This window comes from Kribbella sp. NBC_01505 (assembly GCF_045040285.1).
In the GTDB taxonomy this organism is placed as follows: domain Bacteria; phylum Actinomycetota; class Actinomycetes; order Propionibacteriales; family Kribbellaceae; genus Kribbella.
Genome location: NZ_CP109425.1, coordinates 2,138,464 through 2,163,713 on the forward strand (window position 1 = coordinate 2,138,464; position 25,250 = coordinate 2,163,713).

The 25,250-nt window shown below is 67.6% G+C and carries 31 protein-coding genes; 20 read left to right on the plus strand and 11 right to left on the minus strand.

Annotated elements, in window-relative coordinates; genetic code table 11:
- The first annotated feature begins 106 nt into the window (after nucleotides 1-106).
- The 6 genes from OG474_RS09870 (at nucleotide 107) to OG474_RS09895 (ending at nucleotide 1,878) form a co-directional block, all read left to right on the plus strand.
- Nucleotides 107-397 carry a hypothetical protein gene (locus OG474_RS09870; protein WP_405061940.1) on the plus strand — a complete coding sequence of 97 codons (291 nt, stop codon included), beginning with the start codon at nucleotides 107-109 and terminating at the stop codon, nucleotides 395-397.
- Between the two features lie 182 nt (nucleotides 398-579).
- Complete coding sequence (locus OG474_RS09875; RefSeq protein WP_405061941.1) at nucleotides 580-816, plus strand: hypothetical protein; 237 nt, start codon at nucleotides 580-582, stop codon at nucleotides 814-816.
- Between the two features lies 1 nt (nucleotide 817).
- Complete coding sequence (locus OG474_RS09880; protein ID WP_405061942.1) at nucleotides 818-1,081, plus strand: hypothetical protein; 264 nt, start codon at nucleotides 818-820, stop codon at nucleotides 1,079-1,081.
- Between the two features lies 1 nt (nucleotide 1,082).
- The gene (locus OG474_RS09885; RefSeq protein ID WP_405061943.1) at nucleotides 1,083-1,358 is read left to right on the plus strand and encodes a hypothetical protein; all 276 of its coding nucleotides are present in this window, start codon (nucleotides 1,083-1,085) and stop codon (nucleotides 1,356-1,358) included.
- The gene (locus tag OG474_RS09890; RefSeq protein ID WP_405061944.1) at nucleotides 1,355-1,684 is read left to right on the plus strand and encodes a hypothetical protein; all 330 of its coding nucleotides are present in this window, start codon (nucleotides 1,355-1,357) and stop codon (nucleotides 1,682-1,684) included. Before OG474_RS09885 ends, OG474_RS09890 begins: the two co-directional genes overlap by 4 nt.
- On the plus strand, nucleotides 1,681-1,878 hold the full coding sequence (locus OG474_RS09895; RefSeq protein ID WP_405061945.1) for a hypothetical protein: 198 nt from the start codon (nucleotides 1,681-1,683) through the stop codon (nucleotides 1,876-1,878). The genes OG474_RS09890 and OG474_RS09895 overlap by 4 nt, the downstream gene beginning before the upstream one ends.
- Here OG474_RS09895 and OG474_RS09900 read toward each other — a convergent pair.
- From OG474_RS09900 to OG474_RS09910, 3 genes are all read right to left on the minus strand, one after another.
- The gene (locus OG474_RS09900; protein ID WP_405061946.1) at nucleotides 1,875-2,165 is read right to left on the minus strand and encodes a hypothetical protein; all 291 of its coding nucleotides are present in this window, start codon (nucleotides 2,163-2,165) and stop codon (nucleotides 1,875-1,877) included. The genes OG474_RS09895 and OG474_RS09900 overlap by 4 nt on opposite strands.
- A gap of 31 nt (nucleotides 2,166-2,196) precedes the next feature.
- Complete coding sequence (locus OG474_RS09905; protein ID WP_405061947.1) at nucleotides 2,197-2,520, minus strand: hypothetical protein; 324 nt, start codon at nucleotides 2,518-2,520, stop codon at nucleotides 2,197-2,199.
- Nucleotides 2,521-2,722: 202 nt separating this feature from the next.
- Nucleotides 2,723-2,941 carry a hypothetical protein gene (locus OG474_RS09910; protein WP_405061948.1) on the minus strand — a complete coding sequence of 73 codons (219 nt, stop codon included), beginning with the start codon at nucleotides 2,939-2,941 and terminating at the stop codon, nucleotides 2,723-2,725.
- Nucleotides 2,942-3,138: 197 nt separating this feature from the next.
- On the opposite strand from OG474_RS09910, the gene OG474_RS09915 reads away from it, so the two are divergent.
- Together OG474_RS09915 and OG474_RS09920 are read left to right on the plus strand one after the other, a co-directional pair.
- On the plus strand, nucleotides 3,139-3,876 hold the full coding sequence (locus OG474_RS09915) for a multiprotein-bridging factor 1 family protein (protein ID WP_405061949.1): 738 nt from the start codon (nucleotides 3,139-3,141) through the stop codon (nucleotides 3,874-3,876).
- A 54-nt stretch (nucleotides 3,877-3,930) separates the two neighbouring features.
- Entirely contained in the window at nucleotides 3,931-4,476 is a 546-nt protein-coding gene (locus OG474_RS09920; protein ID WP_405061950.1) for a hypothetical protein, read from the plus strand.
- Nucleotides 4,477-4,656: 180 nt separating this feature from the next.
- On the opposite strand, the gene OG474_RS09925 is transcribed toward OG474_RS09920, so the two are convergent.
- Nucleotides 4,657-5,553 carry an AMP-binding protein gene (locus OG474_RS09925; protein WP_405061951.1) on the minus strand — a complete coding sequence of 299 codons (897 nt, stop codon included), beginning with the start codon at nucleotides 5,551-5,553 and terminating at the stop codon, nucleotides 4,657-4,659.
- An 81-nt stretch (nucleotides 5,554-5,634) separates the two neighbouring features.
- On the opposite strand from OG474_RS09925, the gene OG474_RS09930 reads away from it, so the two are divergent.
- Complete coding sequence (locus OG474_RS09930) at nucleotides 5,635-7,098, plus strand: restriction endonuclease (RefSeq protein WP_405061952.1); 1,464 nt, start codon at nucleotides 5,635-5,637, stop codon at nucleotides 7,096-7,098.
- Here OG474_RS09930 and OG474_RS09935 read toward each other — a convergent pair.
- Nucleotides 7,091-8,038, minus strand: coding sequence for a DUF6454 family protein (locus OG474_RS09935; RefSeq protein WP_405061953.1), 948 nt, complete (start codon nucleotides 8,036-8,038; stop codon nucleotides 7,091-7,093). The two genes, OG474_RS09930 and OG474_RS09935, sit on opposite strands and share 8 nt — an antisense overlap.
- Nucleotides 8,039-8,091: 53 nt before the next feature.
- Between OG474_RS09935 and OG474_RS09940 the strand changes: the two genes are divergently transcribed.
- From OG474_RS09940 to OG474_RS09955, 4 genes are all read left to right on the plus strand, one after another.
- On the plus strand, nucleotides 8,092-8,712 hold the full coding sequence (locus OG474_RS09940; RefSeq protein WP_405061954.1) for an SIMPL domain-containing protein: 621 nt from the start codon (nucleotides 8,092-8,094) through the stop codon (nucleotides 8,710-8,712).
- 92 nt (nucleotides 8,713-8,804) lie between these two features.
- The gene (locus OG474_RS09945; RefSeq protein WP_405061955.1) at nucleotides 8,805-9,563 is read left to right on the plus strand and encodes a sensor domain-containing protein; all 759 of its coding nucleotides are present in this window, start codon (nucleotides 8,805-8,807) and stop codon (nucleotides 9,561-9,563) included.
- Between the two features lie 62 nt (nucleotides 9,564-9,625).
- Nucleotides 9,626-10,861 carry an Nramp family divalent metal transporter gene (locus tag OG474_RS09950; protein WP_405061956.1) on the plus strand — a complete coding sequence of 412 codons (1,236 nt, stop codon included), beginning with the start codon at nucleotides 9,626-9,628 and terminating at the stop codon, nucleotides 10,859-10,861.
- A gap of 1 nt (nucleotide 10,862) precedes the next feature.
- Entirely contained in the window at nucleotides 10,863-11,651 is a 789-nt protein-coding gene (locus tag OG474_RS09955) for a metallophosphoesterase (RefSeq protein ID WP_405061957.1), read from the plus strand.
- Between the two features lie 25 nt (nucleotides 11,652-11,676).
- Here the strand turns inward: OG474_RS09955 and OG474_RS09960 are convergent, their stop codons facing one another.
- Nucleotides 11,677-11,859 (minus strand): 4-oxalocrotonate tautomerase family protein, encoded by a 183-nt coding sequence (locus OG474_RS09960; RefSeq protein ID WP_391547001.1) that lies wholly within the window; start codon nucleotides 11,857-11,859, stop codon nucleotides 11,677-11,679.
- Nucleotides 11,860-11,945: 86 nt separating this feature from the next.
- Nucleotides 11,946-12,818, minus strand: coding sequence for a LysR family transcriptional regulator (locus tag OG474_RS09965; RefSeq protein WP_405061958.1), 873 nt, complete (start codon nucleotides 12,816-12,818; stop codon nucleotides 11,946-11,948).
- A 57-nt stretch (nucleotides 12,819-12,875) separates the two neighbouring features.
- Between OG474_RS09965 and OG474_RS09970 the strand changes: the two genes are divergently transcribed.
- Entirely contained in the window at nucleotides 12,876-13,253 is a 378-nt protein-coding gene (locus OG474_RS09970; protein ID WP_405061959.1) for a DUF427 domain-containing protein, read from the plus strand.
- Here OG474_RS09970 and OG474_RS09975 read toward each other — a convergent pair.
- A complete protein-coding gene (locus tag OG474_RS09975) occupies nucleotides 13,240-14,025 on the minus strand; it encodes an alpha/beta fold hydrolase (RefSeq protein ID WP_405061960.1) in 786 nt (261 codons plus the stop codon). The genes OG474_RS09970 and OG474_RS09975 overlap by 14 nt on opposite strands.
- Before the next feature lie 122 nt (nucleotides 14,026-14,147).
- On the opposite strand from OG474_RS09975, the gene OG474_RS09980 reads away from it, so the two are divergent.
- The 3 genes from OG474_RS09980 (at nucleotide 14,148) to OG474_RS09990 (ending at nucleotide 18,996) form a co-directional block, all read left to right on the plus strand.
- On the plus strand, nucleotides 14,148-14,924 hold the full coding sequence (locus OG474_RS09980) for a GNAT family N-acetyltransferase (protein WP_405061961.1): 777 nt from the start codon (nucleotides 14,148-14,150) through the stop codon (nucleotides 14,922-14,924).
- A gap of 67 nt (nucleotides 14,925-14,991) precedes the next feature.
- A complete protein-coding gene (locus tag OG474_RS09985; RefSeq protein ID WP_405061962.1) occupies nucleotides 14,992-17,280 on the plus strand; it encodes a helicase-associated domain-containing protein in 2,289 nt (762 codons plus the stop codon).
- Nucleotides 17,281-17,355: 75 nt separating this feature from the next.
- Nucleotides 17,356-18,996 carry a DNA repair helicase XPB gene (locus OG474_RS09990; RefSeq protein ID WP_405061963.1) on the plus strand — a complete coding sequence of 547 codons (1,641 nt, stop codon included), beginning with the start codon at nucleotides 17,356-17,358 and terminating at the stop codon, nucleotides 18,994-18,996.
- 33 nt (nucleotides 18,997-19,029) lie between these two features.
- On the opposite strand, the gene OG474_RS09995 is transcribed toward OG474_RS09990, so the two are convergent.
- The 3 genes from OG474_RS09995 to OG474_RS10005 are packed head-to-tail and all read right to left on the minus strand — an operon-like array spanning nucleotide 19,030 to nucleotide 21,714.
- Nucleotides 19,030-19,728 carry a FadR/GntR family transcriptional regulator gene (locus OG474_RS09995; RefSeq protein ID WP_405061964.1) on the minus strand — a complete coding sequence of 233 codons (699 nt, stop codon included), beginning with the start codon at nucleotides 19,726-19,728 and terminating at the stop codon, nucleotides 19,030-19,032.
- Between the two features lie 26 nt (nucleotides 19,729-19,754).
- Nucleotides 19,755-20,663 carry a dihydrodipicolinate synthase family protein gene (locus OG474_RS10000; protein WP_405061965.1) on the minus strand — a complete coding sequence of 303 codons (909 nt, stop codon included), beginning with the start codon at nucleotides 20,661-20,663 and terminating at the stop codon, nucleotides 19,755-19,757.
- A gap of 16 nt (nucleotides 20,664-20,679) precedes the next feature.
- Nucleotides 20,680-21,714 (minus strand): exo-alpha-sialidase, encoded by a 1,035-nt coding sequence (locus tag OG474_RS10005; protein WP_405061966.1) that lies wholly within the window; start codon nucleotides 21,712-21,714, stop codon nucleotides 20,680-20,682.
- A gap of 63 nt (nucleotides 21,715-21,777) precedes the next feature.
- On the opposite strand from OG474_RS10005, the gene OG474_RS10010 reads away from it, so the two are divergent.
- The 3 genes from OG474_RS10010 to OG474_RS10020 are packed head-to-tail and all read left to right on the plus strand — an operon-like array spanning nucleotide 21,778 to nucleotide 25,123.
- Nucleotides 21,778-23,376, plus strand: a complete 1,599-nt coding sequence (locus OG474_RS10010) for an extracellular solute-binding protein (protein WP_405061967.1) — start codon at nucleotides 21,778-21,780, stop codon at nucleotides 23,374-23,376.
- On the plus strand, nucleotides 23,373-24,281 hold the full coding sequence (locus tag OG474_RS10015; RefSeq protein ID WP_405061968.1) for an ABC transporter permease: 909 nt from the start codon (nucleotides 23,373-23,375) through the stop codon (nucleotides 24,279-24,281). The genes OG474_RS10010 and OG474_RS10015 overlap by 4 nt, the downstream gene beginning before the upstream one ends.
- On the plus strand, nucleotides 24,278-25,123 hold the full coding sequence (locus tag OG474_RS10020) for a carbohydrate ABC transporter permease (RefSeq protein ID WP_405061969.1): 846 nt from the start codon (nucleotides 24,278-24,280) through the stop codon (nucleotides 25,121-25,123). The genes OG474_RS10015 and OG474_RS10020 overlap by 4 nt, the downstream gene beginning before the upstream one ends.
- Nucleotides 25,124-25,250: the final 127 nt, after the last annotated feature.

Below are 25,250 nucleotides of genomic sequence, written 5' to 3' on the forward strand. Positions count from 1 at the left end.
CCCCGTCTCCCCTGTCTCCGGGAGGCGGGGGCTTTCCTATTGCCACGGCGAACCTCCGCGTGATTTACTCATCTCGCAAGGCCACCACGACGAAGGAGCAACCGAGATGACCACCGAAGAAGAGAAGGCCGCCGGTCGGGCCGCCCTCGGCAACCACGCCTTCACCGAGGACGCGGAAGCGTGGGTGCCCGTCGAGCAGAACCTCCTGTGCTTCGAGCCCGGCTGCACCTCCCCGGGCGTCTGCCCCGGTGGATGCGCCACGGAGTCGCCCGCCGACATGTCCACTCCGGCCCTCGTCCGCGAGTTCGCTCGCCGCGACGGGGTCAAGACCTCCGCCCAGCACAACCGGCACTGCGCCGTCGTCGACGAGCTTCGTTCGCGCCACGTCCTCGACTGACCCCCACACCACCGGCTCCCGTCACGGGGCGGGAGCCGGTCCCACCACCCCGAACCTCCGCGCGGAAGGAGCGCTCATGTTCGCCGCCGGCCTCTTCATCGCCGCCCTCGTCGTCTTCTCGCACCTCTGGAACGCCGCCACGATCATCGACCGCCGCCGCACGGTCCGGAAAGGACGCTGACATGCCCAAGTCCCTGAGGGAGCAGCGCGCCGAACTCGACGCCGTCGTCGCGTCGTTCGTCCGCGTCTTCGAGACCGGCCGCTACCGCTCGGAGCAGTACCCGGGCGTCTCGGTCGGCAAGTCCATCGGCCTCCGCCCGTACGTCGTGTTCCGCGACGGCGAGCGGTTCCCCGTCGCCACGGCCCACACGTTCGAAGGCGCCGTCGTCACCGCCATCAGCCTCATCAAGGAGAAGTGACATGCTCGACTTCATCAGGACCTACGGCCGCCTCGGCGCCGTCGTCCTCAGCTCCCTCGCAGTCGTGGCACTCGTTGCCGTCGGCATCGTCGCCGTCGTCCGAGCGTCGAACGCGTGGGAGGCCGACTGCAAGGCCGCCGGTGGCCACGTCTTCACCTCGCACGGCGTCGGCAGCGGCATCGACCCGTCCACTGGGCGGCCGGTAACGGTCGTCACGTCGGACTCCATGTGCCTGTCCGCCGACGGCCGGATTCTGGAGGTCTGACATGCCTATCTTCCTCGCGGTCGTCGCCGTGCTTCTGATCGTTGCCGCCATACTCGCGCACGACCTGAAGCGCCGCGCCGGCGCCGACACCCTCGGCCTCAAGGCAGCTCGCGCCGAGGTGGTCGCGGACATGCACCGTCGCGTCTACCTCTCCCGTCGCGAGGCCCGCGTCCGCTATCGCGCGACGAAGGCAACGCGGTTTGCCGAGGTGTACGGCGTTCGCGCCCTCGCCTACCTGTACGCCAACAGCACCACGCGGGACGGAGACGCCGCGTGACCACGAACTCCCTCCGCTTCCTGGACCGCCTGCGCTCGCTAGGCTTCGCCATCCCCGACGGCGCCCGCGTCGAGCGCCTCTACCCCACCCGTCGCGAGTACATGGAAGGTGGGAAGCTGTGGCGAGTCCCGCTCGCGACGGCTCCCGACGCGGCGCCGCTGTGGCTGACATCCAGCTACCCCCTGACCGAGCTGACCAGCAAGCGCCTCGCGATCTCCGGCCACACTTCCGACGCGTGGGTCGTCTACACCGCACTCCCTCGTGAGACCTCGCAAGGCCCGGGCTTCGTCGTCGAAGGCCGCCGAGTGCGAGAATCAGCCGTATGAGCACCGTCGACCCGACGCCGGTACGGCGCACGTACACGCTGGAGTTCTACGACGAGCAGATGGCCCGCGAGTTCGACGCCGCCGTGTCGCGGGGTGAGGAGTCGTACGTGATGGTCCCGACCGAGCACCGCGTCTTCGGCTGGGACCGCCCCAACGGCCATAAGGTGTACGTCCAGGGCGTAGCCGACGACTAGCTCATCGCCTGCCCATACGCCGCCGTCCGCGCATCCCGGGACGGCGGCGGCTCTACGTCTACGGGCAGGAGCAGCGCCGCGGCAACCCACCGCTCGACGGCCATGACCTCGCGAGGGCTCGGCACGTAGATGACCCGCGCTTGCCAGTCTCGCGACGGCGTACGGCGCCACTCCAGGATCAGCCCCGGCACCCACGGGCCACGCTGGTCCGCCGTACCGCGCACCCAGACGTGCCGGCGCAGGTTGTTCGGCGGCTCCTCGCGGGGATACCGGCGGTTCGTGCCCATGCCACCATGCTAGAACAGATGTTCGATTACGTCAGAACTCGGACTTCGGGGGCAGCGCCATCCCGGCGGCCCACATCGCCGACTTGATCGACGCGGGGATCTGCGAGATCACCCAGTGGTCCTCGGAGCGAGCGGCGTGCGCGACGTGCGACGCCACCGACTCGGAGACCGCGTCTCCCTCGTCCATCGCGAACCCGTTGAGGGTCACGGTCGGCCACCGGTTCTCGATACTCCAGTCGGCAACGACTTCGCGGACCCACAGAACGCCACCGGGGCCGTACGCCTGCACGCGCACCCGGAAGCCCTCCGCGGCCTCAAGCAGGAACGCGGTGCGGTACGAGGTGACGACTCGCATGCCCTCCGTCACGCCTCCCGGGGGAAGGTTCTCGGATGCCGCCCAGACCGGCGCGACGGCTGGAGGTAGAACGTTAAAACCACCTTGCCACATCCGCAAACGAGTTTCCCGTCCACGACCTTTCGATGCATGAAGCAACGATCCTCCACGACGACCGGGGCCTCGTCCGCCTCGCGCTCGATCTGCACGAAGGCGTCGGCGCTCACGACAGCTCCGGGTCGTCGTGGCGCTCCCACGCGTCCGCGCTGAGCTGCGGCCACTGATCGACGTCCCGCGTCATCGTGCGGACGGGGCGAGCCGGCGGCGCGTTGAGCGCCATCTCAACGGCCCGGATCTTGTCTCCGGGGAGGCGGTTCGACTCCAACACCGCGCGCACACGCTGGTAGACCTCACAGCGCTCGCAGTCCTCCGGGTGAGTCATCGTCCCCGTCCTTCCCCAGTTGGAACGGGCAGGCCGACGCGGGCGGACCCAAGGCGCCAGCCTGCCCGGGCTTCTCTTCGCAGTACCTGCCGAGTTAGGCTTCTGTCGTGCTGATGTCGTAAGAATGTCGCAACCCGACAGCACGACACAACGACGCACAAGACGACATGTCAACGACAGAGACCGGACAGAGCCTTATGCCGAACACCACAATTCGCGCCGTACGCGAGGCCATGCGCCTCTCACAAGAGGAGTTCGCCGCCAAGATCCAGGAGGCGGGCGCGGCGCTGGGCGAACCCAACGAGTGCACCGCCCGCACTGTGCAGCGCTGGGAGACGGGCAGCGTGTCCTACCCGCGCCGCAACATGGTCCGCGCCATCGAGAAGGCCACCGGGTACGCCGCGGAGGCTCTCGGCTTCGATCACGTTGCCCGCGGCGAGAGCTTCTGGGATCACACGGACGTTGAGCCCGTGCAGATCACGCCCAACGCGTTGGAGGAGCCCGCCGTGCTCGTGCCGATCATGCCGACGCTCGCCGGCATCTGGGAGTCGCGGTGCACCTACAAGTCGTCCAGTCGGGGCGGAGAGGACCGCGTCGATATGGCCTATCTGGTGGCCGTCCACGCGGGCGACTCCGTCACCTTGCGCTCGATCGACGGCTCGGTGACCGACGGCGGCTCCCTGATCATGAAGCTAGAGCTACGGGGACGCGTCGCCAGCGGTACATGGGAGCAGGTCACAGGCGCCAAGTCCTACTACCGCGGTGCGATCTTCCACGGCGTGATCCAGATGCAGATCGAAGCATCTAACGCACGCATGGCGGGCGCGTGGGCAGGGTTCGGCCGCGACTTCGACGTCAACACCGGCCCGTGGTCCCTGCGCCGCGTCGAGAACGACACCCGCCGGGCCGACGACTACACCCACTTGCCGGAGTAACGGCCAAGCCCGCAACCGCGATACACCAGCCACATCACCTAACGGGGGAACACCATGCACCGCACGAAGCCCGTCCACGTCCTCGCCACCGCCCTCGCCCTGGGCGCCCTTCTAAGCGCCTGTGGCAGTGGCGACGGCGCAGCACCCACCGACGCGGGGAAAGCCCCGCAGAGCAAGACCTCGACAGCGCCAGTGCCCGTGAAGGCCACCACCCCGGCGGCACCCAAGGCGAAGGACGCGGCGACGCTGGCATCCGAGCTGGGGCAGGGGAAGCCCCGCGTCTGGACCGCCGAGGACGACCCCAACAAGCTCCTCGGCCGGCCCGGCGGATACACCTCCGCGGCGTCGGTGCGGGACAAGCGCGTGGAGTGCTCGGAGCCCAAGAACGCGGGCGTCTCGTGCGGCGCGTCGGTAGAGGTGTTCGCCTCCGCCGAGGACGTCGCCGCCCGCGCCAAGTACGTTGCGGCGGCAACCAAGGCCGTCAGCTCCCTTGAGTACGACACCGTCGTGGGCACTGCTCTCCTCCGCGTCACAGGGGATCTGACGCCCGCGCAGGCGGCCGAATACGCCGCGAAGTTCAAGACGGCGGCTGCCTCCTAGCTGCTACCCGGTAGCAACCCGAAGCCCTCGCGCTCACTGAGCACGGGGGCTTCGTTGCGTTCGGGGCGAGGCGGCAGACGCGGAGGGTAGCTGGGCGGCTGCGCTACGCCACGGAGGAGGCCCGAAATGGCCCTCTGGGTAGCAGGTTGCAGGGGGTTGCAGCCTTATTCCTACCTCTTTCTACCGCGCTCCCGTATAGAAAGAGGTGGGATAAGGGTGTAACCCACCTGCTACCTGCAACCCCAACAGAGAGTGACGACTCGTCACTCCCCTCACGGAGAGGTTACGGCGACTTCCCTTCCAGTGGTAGAAGGGCACCGGGATGCACAGCCGGTCCTCAGCGGTGAAGGCGATCGTCTCGGTGACGAAGAAGCCGTTGTTGAGGATGTTGTGGTGGCTGAGCGTCGCGCCCTTCGGGAAGCCTGTCGTACCGCTGGTGTACTGGATGTTGATCGGGTCGTCGAAGGACAGCTCGTCGATGCGCTGCTGCAGCTCCTCGTCGGTGATCCGGTCCGCCGCGTCGCGCAGGCTGTCCCAGTCACCGGTGCCGATGTAGACGGTCTCCTCGAGCGCTGCGCAGTTCGGGCGCACTTCCTCAACCATGGCTCGGTAGTTGCTGGTCTTGAACTCGGTGGCCGAGATCAGCAGCCGCACACCGGACTGGTTGAGCGCATACGACAGCTCGTGCGTCCGGTACGCCGGATTGATGTTCACCAGGATCGCGCCCATCGTGGCGGTCGCGTACTGCGTGATTGTCCACTCGGCGCAGTTCGGCGCCCAGATGCCGACCCGGTCGCCCTTGGCGATCCCCCGCGCCAGCAGGCCCTTCGCGACCCGATCCACCTCGGCACCCAGCTCGGCGTACGTCCAGCGTCTCCCGGTCTGCACCTCCACCAGCGCCTCACGGTCGCCGTACTGCGCGATCGTCCGTCTGAGGTTGGCGCCGATCGTCTCGCCCAGCAACGGCACGTCGGAGATCCCGGAGGCATAGGAAGGCAGGCTCATGCCTGTCATCGTGACCCGCGTCAGGTGCGTCTGCAACTGCACGTGCAGCAGGAAACAGGGGGTGGACGGCAAGCAATGTCCTTGCCAACTCTCCGTCACAACGGTCGCGCTGTGTCATTGGGCCGTTACAGTGAACGGGAGAGGTGTGAGGCGATGGGCCGATCCGTAGCAGGTCACGCCCGCAGCGACCGTCCGCCCGGACGTACCGCCGAGGCGGCACAACGTACCGCTGCGGTAACCGATCATGTCCGGGAGCTGGGCAACGTCCTGGCCGACGCACTGGCGATCGATGTGCACGGCACCGATCTCCAGACTCTGAAGCGAGCGCCCCGGCGCGCGCCGCCCGCCGTACCGGCAGCCGATCTGACAGCGCGTCCCGGACCGGTCTGGGACGCGTTCCTGCCCCAGTCACCCGGCCGGTTCCGGTGGTGGGGAGCCGAACGCCGCTATGCGCGCCGGCTGGCCGCGGCCGAGGACAGGTTCGCGGAGGCGATCGAGCGGCACCGGGCCGCCGAGCAGAACCGCCGCGACCGAGTGGCTCGCGCGATGCGTGAGCAGGTCGAGCAGCAGCGCCGGCTGGACGAGGCGACCGCCGAGCAGCACGCCCGCGTCGACGCGTACCAGCGTGCTGTGGAGAGCCATGACCGGGCTGCCGTCACGCGGTACTTCACCAAGGCGCTGGAGCGCGTGACCGAGCCGCTCAACTTTCCTCGTCGGCGACGGGTCGGCTATGTGCCCGAATCCACCTTGCTGGCCGTCGAATGGGACCTGCCGGACATGGCCGTCGTACCGACCGAGGCGTCGTACCGGTATGACCGCGTGGCCGACACCGTGGTGGCGGAGCCGCGTCCGGAGAAGGAGGTGCGCCTGCTCTACCAGCAACTGGTCGCCCAGCTCGCATTGCGCGCGCTGCACCTCGTCTTCGGCAGCGACCGGTACGGCGTGGTCGACACCGTGGTGTTCAACGGCATGGTCGAGTCGGTGGACCTGCCGACCGGCCAGACCGTTCGACCGTGCCTGATCACCTTGCGGGCAACACGTGAGCAGTTCCAGGCGCTGGTGCTCGACCAGCTCGACCCCGTCGCATGTGTGCGGCACTACTTCGCCGCTGAGGTCTCCCGGCACCCGGAGGAGCTCCAACCGGTCGAGCCGGTTCTGGACTTCGATCTGGCCGACCCCCGCACGGTCGAGGCGATCGATGTGCTCAGTGAGATCGACAGCCGGCCCAATCTGCTGGACCTGAGCCCGGAGTCCTTCGAGCACCTGGTCCAGAACCTGCTGACCCGGATGGGCCTGGAGGCTCGCCTCTTCCGGCTGGGCACCGACGGTGGCATCGACTGCGTCGCCTACGACCCGCGGCCGATCACCGGTGGCAAGTTCGTCGTCCAGGCCAAGCTCTGGACCCGCACTGTGCCGCCATCCGCAGTCCGCGACCTGTTCGGCACCGTCGTCGATGCCGGGGCCACCAAAGGCATCCTCATCACCACCAGCGGTTTTGGACCGACCAGCTATCAGTTCGCAACCGGTAAGCCACTCCAGCTCATCGACGGCACGGCGCTGCTGGCTTTGTGCCACCTGCACGACATCCCGGCCCGCATCATCCCCAGGGCTAGCTAAGAGGCGACTCGTAGATCTGGATCTCGGTGCCGGTGGAGTCTTCGCCGTCATCGGGAGCGGTGAACAGGCGGAGCTTGTCCTTGGTGGTTTCCAGGGCTACCGGGTTCCGGGTGGCGTTGTGGCCGGTCTGCGAGAAGTAGGGGAAGGGGATCTCGTGGAGGATCCGGTTGGTGCGCAGGTCGAGCAGGGCCAGACCACCTAGGTCGTAGGAGCCCTTCGGGCCGGGCAGGCTCGTCACACCGCCGCACAGCTGCTTGCCGCGGGACGTGTAGTCACAGTCCTGGTAGTCGAGCAGATGGCTCTCGTTGGCAACGCGTTCGAGGCGATGGCCGGTGGGAGTCCAGTTGTAGAGAGTGCGCGAGCCCCAGCTGACTCCGTGGATCTGGCCGGTGGTCCGGTCGCGGACCACGCCGCCGACGTGGTCGTTGGCCCGGAAGCGCTCGGTGACGCGGTAGGTCTTGGGGTCGACGGTGTACACGATCGCCAGCGAGTTGGGTCGGTACTCCGCGACCGGGACCCACACGTCGCGTCCGTCGAAGTCGATGCCGCCCGGGTGGTACGCCGTACCTTCGCCGAGCCGGATGTCCCGCTTCAGGTTGCCCTGTCGGTCCAGAACGAACAGGTGGCCGATCCCCTTGCCCGGTGTGCGGTCGTAGCCGTCCACCGGCACCGGGTACTTCACCGGCGCCTCGAGCACCTCGACACTCGACAGAAAGATCAGATCGCCGACCAGAGCGAACCCCTGCGGGTGGTACGTCGGGAAGCGCAACGGGATGCGTGCGACCTGGGTCCACGTGGTACTGCGATCGGTCGCAGTGAATGCACGGGCGACCTCGCTGTGCTTTTCAGTAGTTTCGGCTCTCCCAGTGGCCTGGGCAGTGGTGAGGCCGGTGAGCAGCACACCGGCGAGCGCGGTGGCGATGACGATTCGGCTACGCATGACACCAGCTGAGCAGACTCCGCTGTCCGCAGGGAAGTGTCAGACTAACTGCCATGGAAACTGGGGTAACGGTTGTCGGATCAGGTCAGGTCAGCGCGGCGCCCGACGTACTGCGGGTGTCCTTGAGTGTGGAGCACGTCGCAGCGGACGTAGCGGCCGCTGTCGCGCAGGTGGCCGAGCGGACGGATGCGGTGATCGCGGCCCTGCGCGAGCAAGGCGTCGCGGCGTCCGACATCGGCACGACGACTGTGAACGTCTACCAGGAGTACCGCGAGCCGGGGACCGCAGCGGCATTCCGTGGTTCGCACCAGCTCACTGTGACGACCAAGGACCTGACCGGCTTCGGCAAGCTGCTCAACGCAGCGGTCGACGCAGCCGGCAACACGCTGGGCCTGCAGTCGCTGCAATTCGACGTACAGGAGAAGTCTGCGCTGCTGACCCGGGCTCGCGAGCTGGCCTTCCGGCAGGCGCAGGAGAAGGGCGCAGAGCTCGCCGCTCTGGCCGGCTACTCGCTCGGCTCGGTCACCGCGATCGCCGAGACCTACAGCCACGCCCCGATCCGCGAGGTCGCCATGGCCGGTGCGGCCAAGGCCTTCGACGCCGCCTCGATCAACATCACCCCCGGCGACCACTCCGTCGAGGTATCCCTCGAAGTGCACTTCTCCTGGGCGTGACACCGCGTGACTGGAACGTGCTTGATTCCGGTCCAGTCACGGTCGTCCCAAGGCGTGCAGCCACGCCGAATCCCGCTGCTAGCCTCCACCCCATGCAACGACCCCTTGCCGCTGCTGTACTCGCGCTGGGCCTCGGCCTGAGCCTCGTCGCCTGCGACGGTGGCAACAAGCCGGCCGCCGCTCCGAGCAACACCACGCCGACCGCGCCGGTCTCCACTCCGACGCCGCCGGCCAGCACTGCGCCGACCACTCCGAGCGCACCGCCCGCGCCGGCAGCCCGGACGAAGGCTTCGCTGACCAAGGCTCTGCTGGCCCTGGACGACCTGCCCTCCGGCCTCGCCGTCGAACCGGACTCCGGCGGTGACGACGACGGGACCAAGCTGACGTCGTCCAACGCCAAGTGCGCCCCGCTCATCAAGCTGTTCAACGACGAGGCTCCGACGGGCTCCAAGGTCACCGTGAGCCGCGACTTCTCCGGTGGGCAGGAGGGACCGTTCGTCGGTGAGCAGCTCGACGCGCTGCCGTCCGCGGCTGCGGCCAAGGCCTACCTCACGAGCGTCAAGACGGCCGTCGCGAGCTGCAAGCAGGCCAAGCTGACCATCACCGGCGCCGGTACGTCGCCGGTCGCGATCGCCGAGGTCTCCGCGCCGAAGGCCGGGGACGCCGCCGTCGGTGTCCGGGTCAGCGCGACCTCCGGTGCTCTGCAGGGCCTGGAGATCCACTTCGCCTTCGCTGCGCTGAACGACGTGCTTCTGTCGATGAACTTCGACAGTTCCGACATCGAGGAGCCGACACTGGCCGCCGCGGACAAGGTGCGCGAGGTGCTCGGGGCATCGACCCAGGGCGCCTGAGACGCCTGTCTCAAAGCTAGAACGAGGGTTGCGCTCAGAGCTGTGTCGTAGAGACTGCTCTCATGTATGCACCGGCGCCACTGAGGCGGCAGTTGAACCGGTCCGGGCTTTTGCTGCTCGGACCGGCGTTCGTCGCGGCGGTCGCTTATGTCGATCCGGGGAACTTCGCGACCAACATCGCGGCCGGTGCGACCTATGGCTATCTGCTGTGCTGGGTGGTCGTCGGGGCGAACCTGATGGCCGTTCTGGTGCAGTATCTGGCGGCAAAGGCGAGTATCGCGACCGGACGGACGCTGCCGCAGCTGTGCCGTGACCACTTCAAGCGGTCCACCTCGACCGGGCTCTGGGCCCAGGCCGAACTGGTCGCGGTCGCGACCGACCTGGCCGAGGTCGTCGGTGGTGCGATCGCGCTGAACCTGCTGTTCGGCATCCCGCTTCTGCTGGGCGGAGTGATCACTGGTGTGGTCTCCTTCGGCCTACTGATCTACCAGTCCAAGCGCGGACAGCGCCCGTTCGAGGCCGCGATCATCGGACTGCTCGCCGTCGTCCTGGTCGGTTTCGTGGTCTCCACCATCCAGTCCGAGCCGTCAGCCTCCGGAGTGCTCGGCGGCATGGTCCCGCGCCTGGATGGCGTGCAATCACTGGTACTGGCCGCCGGCATGCTCGGAGCGACAGTGATGCCACACGCGATCTGGCTGCATGGAGCCCTGATCACCGACCGGCACGGCAAGGCGATCCGCTCCGCCGCAGGCAAGCAGCGGGTCCTCAAAGCGACCCGCACCGATGTGGGCGTGGCCATGGCGTTGGCCGGCGCGGTCAACCTCGCCATGGTCGTCCTGGCCGCCGCAGCGCTCAGCGGGACCGGCGCAGACTCCCTGGATGCTGCCCACGCAGCTATCGGTGACCGGCTCGGCCACTTCTCCGCACTGCTGTTCGCACTCGCACTGCTGGCCTCCGGCTTCGCATCGTCATCGGTCGGCACCTACGCAGGCTCCGTCATCCTGGACGGGTTCTGGCACCGCAAGATCCCGCTGTGGACCAGGCGTCTCGTCACACTGGTTCCCGCTCTGGCCATCCTCGCGATCGGCATCGACCCCAGCCGGGCGCTGGTGGTCTCACAGGTAGTCCTGAGCTTCGGTATCCCGTGCGCACTGTGGCCACTGGTCCGGTTGACCGCTTCCCGGCGCGTCATGGGCAGCCTCGTCAACCGCAAAGCGACTACTCTCGCCGCATGCCTGGTAGCAACCGCCGTGACCGCGCTGAACGTCGTACTGATTGTGCTGACCGTTCGGGGCTGAGATGACGCGCGTCTTCGCCGTCAGCGACATCCATGGGCACCCTGCCAAGCTGCAGGGGTCGTTGCTGGCCGCCGGACTCACCGATGCCGAAGGCAACTGGTCGGGGACGGACGCACGGCTCTGGGTGCTCGGTGACTTCTTCGATCGCGGCCCGGACGGGATCGGCGCGCTGCGGTTCGTCCGTGGTCTGGTCGAGCAGGCACCGGCCGGCGCGGTCAACGTGCTGCTCGGCAACCACGAGATCCTCGCGCTGGGGATGCGCAAGTTCGGCGACACCTTCGTCCCGCACGAGGGCATCACCAGCCGCAGCTTCGAACGCTCCTGGGCACTGAACGGCGGGCAGGACCGTGACCAGGAGCTGTTCACCGACGACGACGCAGCCTGGCTGCTGGAGCAGCCGCTGCTCGCCCTCGACGCCGATCACCTGCTGATGCACTCCGACACCGCGGAGTACGTGGAGTGGGGGGACACGATCGACCAGATCAACACCCGTGCCCGCACCGACCTGCACACCGACAACATCGTGGTCTGGTGGGAGATCTGGCGCCGGATGACGTCGCGCTACGCGTTCCGCGGCGAGAGCGGTCCGGAGGTGGCCCGGATCATGCTCCAGGCCCTCGGCGGCCGCCGGATCGTGCACGGTCACAGCATCGTCGCCGACATGCTGCACATCTCCCCCGAGTTCCTCACCGGCCCGCACCTGTACGCCGACGGCCTGGTGCTCGGCATCGACGGCGGCGCCTTCGACGGCGGCCCCTGCCTGGTCGTGGAGCTCGAACAGCCCGCCTGACCGAGCACCACGACCGGCTCCGCGGTCAGCCGTCGGCGCGCAGCTTGCCTGCGACCGACCAGCTCTCCGGTGCGGTCTCCTGGATCCACACCTGCACGCTGTCGGCCGGGACACCGAGGGTGTCGACGAAGGCGTTGGTGATGTCCTGCACCAGCGCGCGCTTCAGCTCGGTGCTGCGCGGGCCTTGGAGGACGGTGACGATCGGCATCGGATCTTCCTTTCGTGGTTCGGTTGGTGTCCTCATTCCAGCCGTCACCGCCGCTGGGAACGAGACACAGATCCGTTGCCCAGCGATCACTCGAACTGATCGGACGCTGCCCGGCAGGCGGCCAGCAAGGCAGCGAGCCGACCACCGATCCGGGAGCCGACAGGCACGGCCAGGCTGGTCGTCAGCGTGAGTCGCGGCTGCGGATGCCGATAGACCACGCGCCCTTCACGCAGTAGCTGGGCGTGCGACTCGTAGATGACGGTCCAGCTCGGCGTACCGGCGCCGATGGCGGCGTGGGTGTCCTGCAGGCTGCTCGACGTCGCACCGAGCAACGGCTCGAAGCCCTCGGCGGCACAGGCCGACATGACCAGATCCACCAGCGGTGGGTTGTTGCGGCGGGCAGTGATGCGCAAGGGCAGGTCCTTCAGCTCCCGCAATGCGACCGGTCCGTCCGGTGCGATCGCCCCCGGCATCGCTACCAGCAGCGCGTCCTCCCACACGGGGATCAGCTCGAGCCCAGCCACCTCCTCGACGCCCCGGACGAACGCAGCGTCCAGTTGGCGACTCCGTACCCGGTCCAGTCGCGCGCGCGTCGACGTACTGATCAACTCGACCGGTACGGCGTTCTGAGCCAGTTCGGCCACGACCGTCTCCAGCCGCTCGCCCAGACCGGTACTGGTACCGAGCCGAAGACTGCCGACCGGCTCTCCGACTGCAGCCGCCCGGGCGTCGTCCACAGCGACCAGTGCGGCACGGGCGGCGGGCAGGAAGCGCTGGCCGGCCTCAGTGAGCCGGATCGCGCGCGCCGAGCGGTCCACCAGCGGTACGCCGAGCTCCCGCTCCAGCCGGGCGATCTGCTGGCTGAGTCCCGGCTGACCGATCCCGAGCTGCTCAGCGGCCCGGCCGAAGTGGAGTGTCTCGGCCAGTGCGACGAAATAGTCCAGCTGCCGCAGTTCCATCTGCCCAGCATGGCCGATCCGGGAATGCCGGTGCGCGGTGGGCGGTTGTTCCGGGTTATGGCTGAGAAGACGCGGAAGATCCCAGGCCCGGACCACCCGATCACTGTCGGGAAGAACCCGGACCGCGTGGTGGTGAAGCTCGGCGAGCAGGTGATCGCGGACACCCGTGACGCGCTGTCGCTGCAGGAGTCGACGTACCCGGCGGCGCAGTACATCCCCCGGGCGGACGTCGACTTCACACTGCTGGAGCGCACCGAGCTCACGACGTACTGCCCGTACAAGGGCGATGCGTCCTACTACAGCATCCTGCCCGCGGGCGAGGCCGGTGTGAACGCGGTCTGGACCTACGAGCAGCCGTACGAAGCAGTGGCCGACATCCGCGACCACGTGGCCTTCTACCCGGACAAGGTGTCGATCGAGATCATCGTCGACTGAACCGCCCCTGCAGGAACGACCGCAGCACGGGCGCGAGGAACTCCGGCGGTACGACGTGGTTCTGGTCGGCGAGTTCGATCAGCGCGGCCGCCCGGAGTTGCTTCACCACGCGGTAGCCGGCGTCGATCATGAACGGCGGTGAGGCGGTGCCGGCCAGCACCAGTGTCGGCTGGTCGATCTTCGCCAGCAGCTCGACCGGAAGGCGTCCGCCCGGAGCGCCATGGTCCATCACTGCGAAGTCGTAGGCGAGCGTCGGAGCCAGCTCGGCGACACCGGGCGCGGCGGCGACCTTCACGGCCGCTGCCATCGGCATGCCCGTCATCAGCAGGAACCTCTCGACCGCCTCCCGGTTGCGGCCCTCCCCCAGAAGCTCAAGCACCTCTCCGCCATCGTCACTGGAGTCGACGTCATCCGGCCCGTAGGGCGGCTCGTGCAGCACTACCTTGGTGAACGGCAGCCCGCTGCTCGCAGCGATCGCCGTCAGCCCGGCACCGGACGAGTGTCCGTAGATCGCCGCTCGGCTGCCCAGCGCAGTCAGTAGCGCTGCGATGTCCTCCACCTCGCGCTCCACGGAGTACGGCGTACTGTCGCCGGAGTCACCGCGGCCGCGCCGGTCGTAGCTGATCACGTCGAACTCACCGGCCAATGCCGAGGCCAACGGCTTGAGAGCACTCCGGTCGCAGAGTGCTCCGGGAACCAGGATCAGCGGGTCCCCGCTGCCCAGTCGCTCGTAGGCGATCGCCGTACCGTCTGCTGACGTCACATGCTCCATCGAAGTCCTCCAGCTCGTCGTCTCTACCTCTATGTCGGAGCTGTCCGGCAGAAATCGACATGTGTCGCGGCGGGGAGATATTTCGTGGCAGTGATCCCCGACTGGTGGTTCACTGCGTGGCCATGATCACCACAGTCGACGAGTACCTGCATGCTGTGCCGCTGTCCGGCTCCGAGCCCGAGCAGGTCGGTCCGTTCACGTTGTTCCGCAGTACGACGATCTGGCCGTACTACGCGCGCCCCCGGGCCGGGGTGACGGTGGAGCAGGCCGATGTCGAGGCAGTCCGTGCTCGCTGTGCGGAGCTGGAGCTGCCACTGAGCTTCGAGTGGGTCGTCGAGGCCTGCCCATCGCTGGGACCGGCGGCAGCCGCAGCCGGGCTGAAGGTGATCGAGCACCCACTGCTGGTGATGGAGCGGGCCGACTTCAAGCCGGCGACGGCGGATGCCCGGGTCGAGATTCTTCCGGCCGAGCCCGCCGTGCTACGACAGGGACGCGGCTTGCAGAACGTGGCCTTCAGCGACGGCGGCACTGCGATCGGTGCCGGGGGCCCGGCAGAGCGGGACGCTGCGGCTGCCGAGCTGACCGACGAGTTCATCGCCGGCCTTGTGGACCGGCACCACCGCGGCGTGACGGTGTCCGCCGGGGCGTTCACCGATGACGGGATCGTCGCCAGCGGGCAGCACCAGCCGGTCGGACCGGCCTCGGAGATCGTCGGGGTCGCCACCCTGCCCTCGATGCGCCGCCGCGGGCTGGCAGCGGCGGTGACCTCGGTACTGGCCGAGCACGCCTTCGACAACGGCGTGGAGCTGCTGCTGCTCTCGGCGGAGAGCGACGCGGTCGCAGCGGTCTACGAGCGGGTCGGCTTCCGCCGGATCGGGTTCGCCGGGGCCGCGGAGTGACCTGCCGTTCGGCCACGGAGTGACCAGCGGTTAGTGATCGGGTCGGATGCGCCGTACCGTTGGAGGGATGACCACGTCCGAGCGGTACCGCCCACGCACCCTCGCTGAGGCTCTGCGTAGTTGGGACGACCCTGCCCTCGGGACGTTGCTCCAGCACCGGCCTGATCTGGCCATTCCGATCCCGGCCGACACCAGCCAGCTGGCCGCCCGGGCCACCACGAACGCGTCGGCGGCCCGGGCGATCAACCGGCTCGACGAGTTCGGTGTGGACCTGCTGGAGTCGCTGTCCGCACTGCCCGAGCCGGTGAGCCTGGCCGACCTGGCCGCCGGGGTGGACCAGCCGGTGGAGGTCGTGCAGCCCCGAGTGGCCGAGCTGCTGGACCTCGCGCTGGTCTGGGGCACCGAGGACGACCTGAAGCTGATCCGCGCGGTCCACGAGCTGCTCGGCCCGACACCGGCCGGCCTGGGCCCGATCACCACCCGGCACTTCGGCGATCTGGACAAGCTGATCGCGGATGCCGGTCCGGAAGCGCGTGAGGTGCTCGACAAACTCACCTGGGGTCCCCCGACCGGATCGGTCGAGAAGGCCGAGCGTCCGGTGACGATCGCGTCGGCACGGACCCCGGTCGAGCGGTTGCTCGCCCGCGGCCTCGTCGTACCGCGTGATCCGAACACGGTGGTGCTGCCGCGGCAGATCGGCCTGCACCTACGTGGCGGGCGCGTGCTCGCATCCACCCGACCCACTCCGCCGCCGCTGGACGGCAAGACGGTGATGGCGTCGATCGTCGATCGGGCCGCGGCCGGAGCCGCGCTGGACCTGGTGCGTCAGGTCGACCGGGCGCTGGAGCAGCTTGGCCTGGAGCCGCCGCCCGTGCTGCGTACTGGCGGCATCGGAGTGCGTGAGCTGCGCAGTCTGGCCGGGAAGGTCGGTGCGGAAGAGACAACCACCGGAGCCGTGCTCGAGATCGCGTATGCCGCCGGACTGGTCGCGGCAGTCGAGGTGGGCACGAACGAGCTCTGGCTGCCGACGAACGCGTACGACGACTGGCTTGAGCTGGATGTGGCGCATCGCTGGGCCCACCTCGTGACAGCGTGGTTCGGCGGGCTTCGGGCGATCGGATTGATCGGTCGGCGCGACTCCGGCGGCGCGACTGCCGCTGCGCGCGAGCGGCTCATCAACGCCCTCGCCCCGGACTTGGAGCGCCTGCTGGCTCCGGAGATCCGTGTGCTGACGCTGAACGCACTGGGTAAGACAGCGAACGGGATTGCCGCATCCACGCACTCGGTGGTCACGTGGGTGGCTTGGCATCGACCGCGGCGCGGCGGGCAGTTCCGCGATGAGCTGGTCGAGTGGACGCTGACCGAGGCCGCACTGCTCGGCCTGACCGGTCTCGGCGCGCTGGCAACCCATGGACGACCGCTGCTCGAGCAGGAGCCGACTGTCGACGAGTTGGCCAAGGCGATCAGCCCGCTGGTGCCAGAGCCGGTGTCAGAAATCCTCCTGCAGGCCGATCTGACCGCAGTGGCTCCCGGCCCGCTTGTGCGATCCGTGCAGGACGATCTGTCCGCCATGGCGGATGTCGAGTCGCAGGGTGGCGCTGCGGTCTATCGCTTCAGCGAAGCCTCGGTACGGCGTGCGTTCGACCTCGGCCGGACCGCCGATCAACTGCACAAGTGGCTGGCCGAGCACTCGCGCACTCCGGTCCCACAGCCGTTGACCTACCTGGTCGATGACGTGGCCCGGCGGCACGGCGTACTGCGATTGGGGACAGCGTCGACGTACCTGCGGTGTGATGACGAGAACGTCCTCAGCCAGCTGATCAGTTCGAACCTGCCTGGCGTGCGCTTCCGCCGGTTGGCGCCGACGGTGGTCGTCTCGCCGTCACCGCCGGACATGGTGCTGAGCAGGCTGCGTGACGCTGGGCTGGCTCCATTGGCCGAGACATTCGATGGCGTGCTGCACGTCAGCACGGCTACGACGCGACGTGGTGATCCGCCGCGCCGCCGTACCAGCCGGGACTTCGCCGACAGCCCGGCCGACCTCACTGACGACCAGGTGAAGGCCGTCATCGAGAAGGTCCGCGCCGGCGACCGGCTGGCAGCAGACCGGCCGTCCGACGAGGTAGCGTCCGAGCCGACCGCGCCGGCCGAGACCATCGCCGTCCTCACCAACGCGGCCGAGGCACACAGCCGCGCCTGGATCTCCTACGTCGACCACAACGGCACCGCGTCCGAGCGGATCGTCGAGCCGACCCGAGTGGCCGACGGCTGGCTGACCGCCTACGACCCGGCCACCAACCAGCCCCACACCTACGCGCTGCACCGCATCTCCGCCGCGCGGGCGATGGAGAGCTAACACCCGGTTTGGCGGGTGGGGGCACAATGGAGGGTCGGGCAACAGCTAGGCAGTTGAAAAGACGGGAAGTGACGGGTGACGGACGGGCCGTTGATCGTGCAGTCGGACAAGACTCTGCTGTTGGAGACCGCACATCCGGAGGCTGGGGAGTGCCGGAAGGCCATTGCCCCGTTCTCCGAGTTGGAGCGAGCTCCTGAGCACGTGCACACCTACCGGCTGACTCCGCTCGGCCTGTGGAACGCACGGGCTGCTGGGCACGACGCCGAGCAGGTGATCGACGTACTGCTGCGTTACAGCCGCTATCCGGTGCCGCACTCGCTTCTGGTCGACATCGCGGAGACTCTGGATCGCTACGGGCGACTGCGGTTGGAGAAACACCCGCAGCACGGTCTGGTGCTGGTGACGACCGACCGTCCGGTGCTGGAAGAGGTCCTGCGCTCGGCGAAGATCAAGCCGATGCTCGGGGAGCGGATCGACGACGACACCGTGCTGGTGCACCCGTCGGAGCGCGGTCACCTCAAGCAGACGCTGCTGAAGCTCGGCTGGCCGGCTGAGGACCTCGCCGGGTATGTCGACGGGGAGGCGCACCAGATCGAGCTGGTGAAGGACGGCTGGGAGCTACGGCCGTACCAGGAGCAAGCAGTCGAGTCGTTCTGGCACGGTGGCTCGGGAGTCGTCGTGCTGCCCTGTGGAGCCGGCAAGACCATCGTCGGTGCCGCTGCGATGGCGCAGGCGTCCGCGACCACACTGATCCTGGTCACGAACACAGTGTCCGCACGGCAGTGGAAGGACGAGCTGCTCAAGCGCACCAGCCTCACCGAGGACGAGATCGGCGAGTACTCCGGTGCCCGCAAGGAGATCCGGCCGGTCACGATCGCGACGTACCAGGTGATGACCACGCGCCGGAAGGGTGTGTACACGCACCTCGAGGTGTTCGACGCACGCGACTGGGGCTTGATCGTGTACGACGAGGTGCACCTGCTGCCCGCTCCGATCTTCCGGATGACCGCTGACCTGCAGACGCGGCGACGGATCGGTCTGACCGCCACTCTGGTCCGTGAGGACGGCCGCGAGGGTGATGTGTTCTCGCTGATCGGCCCCAAGCGTTATGACGCGCCCTGGAAGGACATCGAGGCGCAGGGCTGGATCGCTCCGGCGGACTGCATCGAGGTGCGCGTCGACCTGGAGCAGACCGAGCGCTTCGTCTATGCCACCGCCGAGCCGGAGGACCGCTACCGCCTGGCCGCGTCCACCCCGGCCAAGTCCCGCCTGGTGAAGCGCATCGCCGAACACCACGACGGTGAGCCGCTGCTCGTGATCGGCCAGTACATCGACCAGCTGGACGAGCTGGGCGAGCGTCTGAACTGTCCGGTCATCAAGGGCGAGACCACGGTCAAGGAGCGGCAGCGCCTGTTCAACGCCTTCCGGACCGGCGAGATCAACCGCCTGGTCGTCAGCAAGGTCGCCAACTTCTCCATCGACCTCCCCGAGGCCTCGGTGGCGATCCAGGTCTCCGGCACCTTCGGCTCCCGCCAGGAGGAGGCGCAGCGCCTCGGCCGCGTCCTCCGCCCCAAGGGCGACGGCCGCACCGCCCGCTTCTACTCGATCGTCGCCCGCGACACCATCGACGCCGAGTTCGCCGCCCACCGCCAGCGCTTCCTCGCCGAACAGGGCTACGCCTACACCATCGTCGACGCCGAAAACCTCTTCGCCTGAACCGACCGCGGAGCAGTTCGAGCAGAAGTCGCTCTAGGCGAAGCGGGTGTGGATGCCGTTGAAGTGGGACTTCATCGAGCGGGCGAAGGCGTCGGGGTCTCCGGTCCGGAGCTGGTCCAGGAGGTCGCGGTGCCAGGCGGCCGCGTCGGCGGGGGTGTAGCGGGCGCCGGGGAGGCGGGCGTCGACGTCGGCGAAGGTGCGCCAGAAGACCGAGAGCAGGTCGATGACGAGGGCGTTGCCGAGCGGTTCGTAGAGGGCCTGGTGGAAGGCCCAGTCCTCGTCGGGGAAGTAGCTGCCGGCGGCGGCCTTGGCCTCCATCCGCTCGACGAGCTCTTCGAGCGGCTCGGAGCCGTGGGTGCTGAAGTGGGCGACGACGTCCTCGGCGAGGCCGACCTCGAGCGCCTGGCGGACCTCCAGGACGTTCTGGACGTCGCGCAGGTCTCCTGCCATCGACTGCGACATCCGGAAGGCGAGACCGTCCTCCAGGGACTGCAGTGACACCGCACCGACGTAGGTGCCGTAGCCGTGCCGGATCTCGATGATGCCGACCGCCTGCAGCGCCTTCATCGCCTCCCGCAACGGATGCCGGCCGACCCCGAGCTGAGCCATCAGGTCCTGCTCGTTCGGCAGCGGGTCGCCGGCCTTCAGCCCACGCTCGAGGATGTATGACTTCATCTGGTCGCGAATAAAGGTCTGGTTCCCCGCCGCACCACGTGCCCGGCCGATCGTCACAGCCAGTCCACCTCCCGTAAAGATCGTCAGTGTAATCCGGCCTGGTCCAGCAGCGGCCGGATTGCGGCGATCTCCGCCTCGTCGAGGGGAATGGACGGGTAGGCGGTGATCGGGCAGTCGATCACCCCGAGCAGGTACAGCGCGGCCTTGAACGCACCCAGTGCCGCCGAGCTGGCGCCCATCCGCGACCGGTCCGCCACATCGACGATGTCGAAGAGCCGGATCAGCCGCTCCTGCTCGTCCCAGGCGTCATCACTGGACGCACCGAACAGCCGCACGTACCCAGCCGGGTCCACATTCCCCAGCCCCGGTACGACGCCGTCCACGCCGAAGGCGAGTGCGGAGTCGACCGCCACCTCCGACCCAGTCATGATGGCGAACTCCTTGAGCCCGGCTGCTCGCCGTTCCATCACCAGCCGCCGCAGACTCGGCTCCTGTCCGCTGGAGTCCTTCACTCCAGCGATAACGCCAGCCTGGGCGAGTGAAATGACCAGTGCGGTCGGCAGCTTCGTCCCAACCCGGACCGGAATGTCATAGGCATACAACGGTGTCTCACCCGCCAGCACGGCCAGCCGGGTGAAGTGCCGCTCGATCTCCGCCGGATGCGTTGCGGCGTAGAACGGCGCGGTGGCAACCAGCCCGTCCACTCCGGCCTTCAGAGCCGCGGCAACGTGCGCACCGACCCGTGCCGTCGAAGTGTCGATCACTCCAGCCAGCACCGGAACCTGCCCGGCCACCTCACCCACGACTGTCTCCAGCACCACCTGCCGCTGTTCGTCGCTCAGAAACGTCCCCTCACCAGACGTGCCGAGGACGAACAGACCATTCACACCTCCAGCCAGCTGGTACTGGATCAACCGGGCCAGCGATCCGGTGTCCACGTCGTACGACGAAGTGAACGGTGTGACGAGTGGCGGTACGACACCAGACAGCAAGGCGATCTCCTCATGCTCAAAGGGTGTAGGTGGCAAAGTGCAGTGCAGCGAACGACGAGGTCTCACCGGCCTCGTAGAAGATCCCCACTGACCCGTCGGCCAGCAACACCAGATCGGAGTACCCGGCCATCCCGGGATGCACAACCAGCAAGGGCTCCCAGGACGCACCGGCGTCGGAGCTCACGAAAACGGCCAGTTCCCGCCGGACCGTCGGGTCGATCGGTGTCGACAGCAACAATCGCCCGTCGGGCAGTGCCAGCACGCTCCCCTGGATCCCCGGTGCCGTGACCTCCGAGATCCCCCGGTACGGCGCCTCCAGCGTGCTGCCGTGGTCCGACGACCACGCATGCACCCGGGCCGGTCCTGTGCCCAGGTGGTTGCGTGCATTGAAGTACAACCGGCCGTCGGGCAGCTCGGCGACCGCAGTCTCGTTGGCGTTGATCTCCGGCCCGTCGTTGCGATCGACAAACCCCACCGACCACGTCCGGCCACCGTCGTCGCTCACGATGCAGTGGCCGCCGTTCACACCATCAGGTAATGCGGAGTGGTTCGCCGGGATCACTAGACGCCCACTGCGCAAGGCGATCGCGTGACACGGGCCGGTCGCGTACCAGCCCCAGTCCGCTGGTTTCACCTGCTCGGTGATCTCCACGGCCGCGCTCCACGTCGTACCGTCGTCCGCGGACCGCTGCACGAACACGCGCCGCCCGTTCTCCGGGTCGCTCCCCCGCGCCAGCGATGACTCCACCGACTCAGCGCCGTTCTGCACCGACACCAATACGACGTCTCCGCTGGCCGGGTCGAAGACCGGTGCCGGGTTCCCACAGGTCTTCCCGGGGACCGCCAGCACGACCTGAAGCGGCAGCCAGGTCACTCCGCCGTCCAGCGACCGCCGAAGTACCAGCTCGATCTCTCCCGCGTCCCCAGCTCCGTGCCGCCGGCCCTCGCAGAACGCCAGCACCAGCTGACCGCGCGACACCACAGCCGGGATCCGGAAGGTGTGATACCCGCTCCCGGCCGGCTCGAAGACGACCCTGACCCTTGATGACATAGGACGTACTATGTCATCGTGTGGCCCTCAAAGACAGTGCTTGTTTCGAAGAGGGTGAGGCCCATGTCCGTCAGCAGACGCACGTTCCTCGGCGGTGGACTGGCCGCCGCCGCTGTCGCGGTCACCGGCTGCTCGTCCGGCCCGAAGAACACCGCGGCCGCCAACCGCGCGGTGGCACTGCCGACGTACACGAAGTACGCCGGAGTCACCCCTGACCTGCCCGGCGACAGCGTGGTCCTGGACGCCTTCCTGAAGTACCCGGCGAATCCGATCAAGGCGATCGCCGCGGCTCCGGGTGACGGTCAGCCGATCACGTTCCTCACCAACATCCCGGGCGCGATCCCGCCCGCGGCGGACCGGAACCAGTTCTGGCAGGCCCTGAACGAACGGCTCGGTTCCGAGCTGCAGATCAGCATGGCGTCCAACGACGAGTACAAGGACAAGTTCGCCACCCGGATCGCCGGCGGTGACCTCCCGGACATCCTCAACATCCCTGTCGACACCGCACAGATCCCGGGGCTGGTGAAGGCCAAGTGTCTGGACCTCACCGAGCACCTGTCCGGCGACGCGATCAAGAAGTACCCGTTCCTGGCGAACATCCCTGCCGACTACTGGAAGGGCTGCGTCTTCAACGGAGCCATCTACGGCGTGCCGGTGCCACGCGGGATGTCCAGGACGTCATTGACGCTCTACCGCGAGGACCTGCTGGCTGCGAAGGGCATCAAGGACCCCGCACCGAAGAACTTCGAGGAGTTCTTCAGCCTGGCCAAGGAGCTGACCGCTGCCAAACAGAACAAGTGGGCCTGGACCCGAGTACCACTGTCGACGATCCGCCAGATGCTCGGCGTACCGAACGTCTGGAAGGAGGAGGGCGGCAAGTTCAGTTCCAGCTACGAACACGAGGCAAACCAGGAGGCGCTCGAGGCGGCCCGCAAGATGGTCGCTGCCGGAGTGATCAACCCGGATGCCTTCAACGACAAGGCCAGTGCGCGCAAGCAGTGGTTCAACGGCGGCACTGCGGCCTTCGACTACGACAGCTTCGTCGCTTGGAACCAGTACTACGCCGACAACACCGCAGGCGACTCGTTCGCGGTCAACATGCTCGATGTACCCGGTTTCACCGGCGGCGCGGGCAGTCCGTGGATGGGCGGCGCACTGAACAACGTCACCGCCTTCAGCAAAGACAGCAAGCACACAGCGGACACCCTGCTCAAGATCGCCAACTGGATGGCCGCACCGTTCGGCACCGAGGAGTACCTGTTCCGCAAGTACGGCGTCGCCGGCCGCCACTACACCTTGCAAGGAACGGATCCGGTGCCGACGAAGGCAGGCGTCGTCGAGACCGGCATCGGCCTGCAGTACATCAGCGACTCACCCCTGGCGCTCTACTGGGCCGGCAAACCGGACGTGCCGCGCAAACAGCACGCAGTCCAGCAGAAGATCGCCAAACGCCTCGTGTACGACGCGTCGTACGGCCTGTACTCCGACACCCAGTCGAAGAAGCAGGCGCAGCTCGCGAAGACGATGACCGACCTGGAAGGTCAGATCGTGCAGGGCAAGAAGCCTGTCGCGGACTGGACGCGTGGAGTGGCGGGCTGGAAGTCGGCCGGCGGTGACAAGATCCGCTCCGAACTCGAGCAGGCTCTGGCGGAGAGTAAATGAGCCTCTGGCACCGCCTGGGCCGCGACCGGGTTCTGCTGCTGTTCGCGTTGCCCGGCGCTGCCCTGATCATCGCCTTCCACTACGTGCCGCTACTCGGCAACGTGATCGCCTTCAAGGACTACCAACCGTTCCTGGGGATCGGCGGCAGCGACTGGGCGGGCTGGTCCAACTTCGCAGTGATCTTCAACGGCGATCCGGCCTTCCTGCGCGCTCTGAAGAACACACTGATCCTGACCGGACTGCAGTCGGTCTTCGTCTTCCCCGCACCGATCCTGCTGGCCCTGCTGCTCAATTCGCTGTTCTCCGAGCGCATCAAGCGGATCGCCCAGAGCATCCTCTACCTGCCGCATTTCATGTCCTGGGTTATCGTGGTCGCGCTGTTCCAGCAAATGCTCGGTGGTAGCGGCCTACTGAACAACTACCTGCGCTCACACGACTTGGCCACGCTGAACATCATCGGCAACTCCGAGCTGTTCCATGTCCTACTCACGTCGCAGATCATCTGGAAGGACACCGGCTGGGCAACCATCCTGTTCCTGGCCGCGCTGTCCCAGATCGACTCGCAGCTGTACGAGGCGGCCAGTGTGGATGGCGCCAGCCCGACGCGGCAACTCTGGCACGTCACTCTGCCCGGACTGCGCGGAATCATCATCCTGCTGTTCATCCTGCGACTGGGCGACTCACTGACCGTCGGCTTCGAGCAGATCATCCTGCAGCAGCAGGCCGTCGGCCGAGACATCAGCGAGGTCCTGGATACCTACGTCTACAACAACGGCGTCCTCGGCGGCGCCTGGGGAGTCGCTGCCGCGGTCGGCCTGGTGAAGGGACTCGTCGGCGTCGCACTGGTCCTGGCTGCGAACAAGGTCGCCCACATCTTCGGTGAGCAAGGGGTGTACAACCGATGATCCGGATGCTCAAAGGCGTGGTGCTCCTGGTGTTCTGCGCAGTCGTCATCATCCCGTTCGTCGCAGTGATCTCAACGAGCATCGCACCGAACAAACAGATCACCGAGTCCGGCGGACTGGTGCTCTTACCCGAGTCGATCGACCTCACGGCGTATCGGTCGTTGTTTGCCGGCGGTGTGGTGACACAGGCACTGGGCATCAGCGTGTTCGTCACTGTGGTCGGCACTCTGCTCAGTCTGACCGTGTCGTGCCTGTTGGCCTACGCACTGGCCCGTCCGAGCTTCGTGGCCGGGCGGCCAATCCTGCTGGTGGTGTTGTTCAGCATGCTGTTCTCACCCGGCATCATCCCGACCTACCTGGTGGTCAAGGGCGCCGGACTGCTGGACAGCATCTGGGCGCTGATCGTGCCAACGATGATCAGCGCCTTCAACGTGATCGTCCTGCGCGCGTTCTTCATGAACCTGCCGGGTGAGCTGACCGAGAGCGCGCGGATGGACGGTGCCAGCGAGCTCAAGACCTTCGGGTACGTCGTCCTGCCGCTGTCGAAGGCGGTACTGTCGGTGATCGGGCTGTTCTACGCGGTGTCGTACTGGAACGCGTTCTTCTCCGCACTGCTCTACCTGAACGACAGCAAGCTCTGGCCACTGCAACTGGTGCTACGGACCTACGTCATCAACGACACCCAGCTGGGTAGCGCCGAGCTGGGGACTGAACTGCTGCCGCCCCAGGCGTCCATCCAGATGGCGATCCTGGTGGTGTCGATCGTCCCGATCCTGCTGGTCTACCCGTTCCTGCAGCGGCACTTCGCGAAGGGCGTGCTGACCGGAGCCGTCAAGGGCTGATCTCGACGACGTGTCGACCTCGTCACAAAGGGTTGCCCAGGGGTTGCCCAGGGCAACGTCAGGGTTGCGCCTGGGGAAATCCTGACGGAACGACGAGTAGCGTCGAGGGGTATGGGGACGACTGGGG